Origin of the sequence: Pseudophaeobacter sp., assembly GCF_039971195.1 — a bacterium.
Taxonomy (GTDB): domain Bacteria; phylum Pseudomonadota; class Alphaproteobacteria; order Rhodobacterales; family Rhodobacteraceae; genus Pseudophaeobacter.
On record NZ_JBDWPJ010000124.1, the window covers coordinates 1 to 3,790 of the forward strand.

Here is a 3,790-nt window from a genome sequence, read left to right on the forward strand (position 1 = left end):
GATCCGCAACGCTTCAACGCTTCATTGTAAGCCGACCAGTTCTTGGTCTTGTATTTCGTAGGGGCCCAACTGCTCATAGCCTCTAGTTATCATCCTGGATTCACAAGATGAATCCCCTCAGGCTATTTGTGCAACAAAGCCTCATTTGTAACCAAAGTTGTAACCTTGAAACGGACTTAGGGCCCTGTTTGCAAGGGTTTTCTTTGATTTCAAAAGGATAGAATGGTGCGGGTGAAGGGACTCGAACCCCCACGCCTCGCGGCGCCAGAACCTAAATCTGGTGCGTCTACCAATTCCGCCACACCCGCACATTTGGCAAATCACTCTTTGCCTGCGGCGCTGGATAGCAAAGGTTGAAACCGGATGCGAGGGCTAATTTCGTCCCTTGGCCAAGAATGCAGCGCTGCAACAATCTTGTGGAATTTAACGAATTATTCACGTTCCACACAGAAAGGACGCGACCCGGACACTTTACTGCCATATTCTGCTCGAAAAAATACCTGAGGCAAAATGAGTGAAACCTATGACGTCGCAAACCCGCGGGGCTGCGGGGGAGCGTGTTGCTTCTCCGGCAGACCATAAACACCACCACTCCAGCACGATACAAGGCGCGGCTGAGCAAGTGGCTCCCATTGGCTTCTTGCCGGGCACCCTGTTGCTCACCCGGCAGGGAGACCGCCCTGTTGAGGCCATTCAACCCGGTGATGACATCATTTCGCGCGACTTTGGTTTGGTAAAATGCCACGCCGTTGACCAACGCATCTGCACGGCCCGGGCCATCTGGTTTGCAGCGGGCTCGCTGGGCGACACCCGCCCGGAATGTGCGGTCACTCTCCCGGCAGATCAGCAGGTCTTGCTGCGGGACTGGCGCGCAAAGGCAATGTTTGGCCAGACCCAGGCCCTGGTGCGGGCTGCCGCCCTGGTGGATGGCGAGTACATCCGCGATCTGGGCCAGTTTGAGATGGAGTTAACAGTTTTGCGCTTCAACCTGCCCCTGGTGATCTATGCCAGCGGCTTGGAGGTCGCCGGGGCACCCCCTTCCCGTGCTGCCATGCGTTCCAGCGCCTCCCCACTCAACTAACCCACGGTAGCCAAGTTTCGAAATACCGCTGGGAGCTGCTCTGACAAGTCCTCGGAAATCAATCCTGGACCAAACTGACGCGCGCATTCCACATGCAGCCAGGCCCCCATTTCCGCCGCCTGCATCGGTGAAAATCCCCGCGCCAACAACCCGGTAACAAAGCCGGCCAGAACATCTCCGGACCCGGCTGTGGCAAGCCAGGGTGCCGCCCGCTCGTACTGAGCCGCATTCACCGAACAGCGCCCGCTTGGATCTGCAATCACCGTATCTGCGCCCTTGAACAGCACAACACAGCCCGCCCGCGCTGCGGCTTCGCGGGTGGCATCCACCTTGGAAAAAACGGGTCCAGTTTCGGCCACGGCAGACAACCGCGCCGCCAAATCCGGAAACAGCTTGGCAAACTCCCCCCCATGCGGTGTGAGAACACAGTTTTCATGTAACAGATCAAACAACACCTGCGGATCACGCTCAAATCGGGTCAGGGCATCCGCATCCAAAACCGTAGCCCGCCCGGCCTTCAAACCGGCGACAACCACCGCCTGGGTATCCATGCCACGCCCCAGCCCCGGCCCCAGGCACAGCGCGTTGAACCGCGCATCCTCCAGCAGCTCACTGACCCCATGGGCCCCATCAATTTGATGGAGCATGATTGCGGTCAGCTGTGCCGCATTTTCATACATGGCTGAGCGCGGCGAGCCCAGCGTCACCAGCCCGGCGCCAATCCGCAAAGCGCCGCGTGCGGCAAGACGTGCCGCACCCGTCTTACCGCATCCGCCCGACAAAACCAAAGCATGCCCATGTGAGAATTTGTGCCGCCCCTGTTTGGCGGGCAGAGAGAGTTCCCCATCCCCACCAACCAAGGAAACAATGTACTGTCCTAAGTGTTTGTCATTGTACATATCACTCAGGGTACCACGCGACAAAGACCCCGATTTAGAGGGTGCCGACAACCCGATATCCACGCAGACAACTTTACCACAACTCACAGGCCCATCTGCCAAAAGATGCCCTGGCTTCAAACTATGAAAAGTCACGGTGAGGTTTGCCAGCCCCGCAAAGTCAAGAGGTTGCTCCTCTCCCAGCCAAGTCCCGGAATCCGCACAGAGGCCGCTTGGAACATCTGCGGCAACAACTCTGGGAAACAGACCTCTCGTCCTTGCCAGGCTGGAACAACCATTGAGTGCCATAGACAAATGGCTGCATTGCAAAAACGGGCGTGCCAAACCGGTGCCAAACAGGGCGTCGACAACGATGTGAACGCCGGAGTTTTCATCCGGCCATCCTTCAAAATTGTGATCTTCTAATGGCTTCACTGCTCCGATTTCCGACCAGCGCCCAAAATTGGCCCGCGTATCCCCAGGCAGCCCCTCCGCCTCACCCAACATAAACACCTCAACCGCCCAGCCGCGCTCTTTCAACAGCCGCGCCACCACAAAGCCATCGCCGCCATTGTTGCCCGGTCCGCAAAGCACTACGGCGCGCCAGGGCGCCCCCTCCTCTTTCACCTTTTCGGAAATATTCCGGGGGGGATCCGCAGGATCGGGGGCAGCGCCCCCCTCTTGCTCCACTGCCCGCCCACCAAGCTCCGGCCATTCCTCCAAGATGGCATCCACCACCCCCTGCCCGGCACGCTCCATCAGCTCCAGCCCGGTGACCTCTCCCGACTCGATGGCGGCCTGCTCAATGGCGCGCATTTGGGCAGCGGTTAGCAGTTCGGTCATCAGGAGGTTCCTTGTCGTTAAGAACTGACGTTTTCTTTTTGCGCATTTTTTGTGCGCTTCGCCCATTTTTTAATCACCACCGGCCAAAATTGCCGCAAGGCGCTGCCTGAGACAGCACAGCGCATTGTCCCTGCCATTAAGAAATGATCTGAGAGGCTTCGACAAGGTTGTGAGGAGCCCCCGGATGAAAAAGATCGAAGCCATCATCAAGCCATTCAAGCTGGACGAGGTCAAAGAAGCACTGCAGGACGTTGGTGTTCAGGGCCTCTCCGTCATCGAAGTCAAAGGCTTTGGCCGTCAGAAAGGCCATACCGAGCTTTACCGCGGTGCAGAATATGTCGTCGACTTTCTGCCCAAGGTAAAAATCGAAGTGGTGCTGGAGACCGATCAGGTCGATGCCGCCATTGAAGCCATCATCGATGCTGCTAAAACCGACAAGATTGGCGACGGTAAGATTTTTGTCTCTCCCGTCGAACAGGCCATCCGCATCCGTACCGGCGAATCCGGCACAGACGCGCTGTAAACCGAATTACCTGACATTAAACTCAGAAGGACCAAGGGAATGAGCACAGACGCAGTTCTCCAGATGATCAAAGACGAAGAAGCGGCCTATGTCGACATCCGTTTCACCGATGTGCGCGGCAAGCTGCAGCACGTCACCGTGGACGTCGATCTTGTTGACGAAGACTTCCTCGAAGAAGGTTTCATGTTCGACGGCTCCTCCATCGCTGGCTGGAAGTCGATCGAAAACTCAGACATGAAACTGATCCCCGACACCACCTCGGCCTATGTGGATCCTTTCTACGCGGAAAAAACCGTCTGCATTCACTGCTCCATCGTTGAGCCCGACACTGGCGAATCCTACGAGCGTGACCCCCGTGGCACCGCCGAAAAAGCCGAAGCCTATCTGAAGTCTTCCGGCATTGGCGATGTGGCCTACATGGGCCCCGAAGCCGAATTCTTCCTGTTCGACGATGTGCGCTATTCC

At 57.2% G+C, this 3,790-nt stretch carries 4 protein-coding genes and 1 tRNA gene; 3 read left to right on the plus strand and 2 right to left on the minus strand.

Annotated features, from left to right (window positions below; genetic code table 11):
• Window positions 1–223: 223 nt before the first annotated feature.
• Window positions 224–308: transfer RNA gene (locus ABJP42_RS11030), tRNA-Leu, on the minus strand.
• Between the two features lie 215 nt (window positions 309–523).
• Here ABJP42_RS11030 and ABJP42_RS11035 point away from each other — a divergent pair.
• Complete coding sequence (locus ABJP42_RS11035; protein WP_348340361.1) at window positions 524–1,081, plus strand: Hint domain-containing protein; 558 nt, start codon at window positions 524–526, stop codon at window positions 1,079–1,081.
• Here the strand turns inward: ABJP42_RS11035 and ABJP42_RS11040 are convergent.
• Window positions 1,078–2,802 carry an NAD(P)H-hydrate dehydratase gene (locus ABJP42_RS11040; protein ID WP_348340362.1) on the minus strand — a complete coding sequence of 575 codons (1,725 nt, stop codon included), beginning with the start codon at window positions 2,800–2,802 and terminating at the stop codon, window positions 1,078–1,080. The two genes, ABJP42_RS11035 and ABJP42_RS11040, sit on opposite strands and share 4 nt — an antisense overlap.
• Window positions 2,803–2,986: 184 nt before the next feature.
• Between ABJP42_RS11040 and ABJP42_RS11045 the strand changes: the two genes are divergently transcribed.
• Entirely contained in the window at window positions 2,987–3,325 is a 339-nt protein-coding gene (locus ABJP42_RS11045; protein WP_348340363.1) for a P-II family nitrogen regulator, read from the plus strand.
• Between the two features lie 39 nt (window positions 3,326–3,364).
• On the plus strand, window positions 3,365–3,790 hold a 426-nt coding region (locus tag ABJP42_RS11050), incomplete at its 3' end, for a glutamine synthetase beta-grasp domain-containing protein (protein ID WP_348340364.1).

Coding starts and splice junctions, on each gene's coding strand:
- ABJP42_RS11035 (WP_348340361.1), top strand. CDS start 524: ATGACGTCGCAAACCCGCGGGGCTGCGGGGGAGCGTGTTGCTTCTCCG.
- ABJP42_RS11040 (WP_348340362.1), bottom strand. CDS start 2,802: ATGACCGAACTGCTAACCGCTGCCCAAATGCGCGCCATTGAGCAGGCC.
- ABJP42_RS11045 (WP_348340363.1), top strand. CDS start 2,987: ATGAAAAAGATCGAAGCCATCATCAAGCCATTCAAGCTGGACGAGGTC.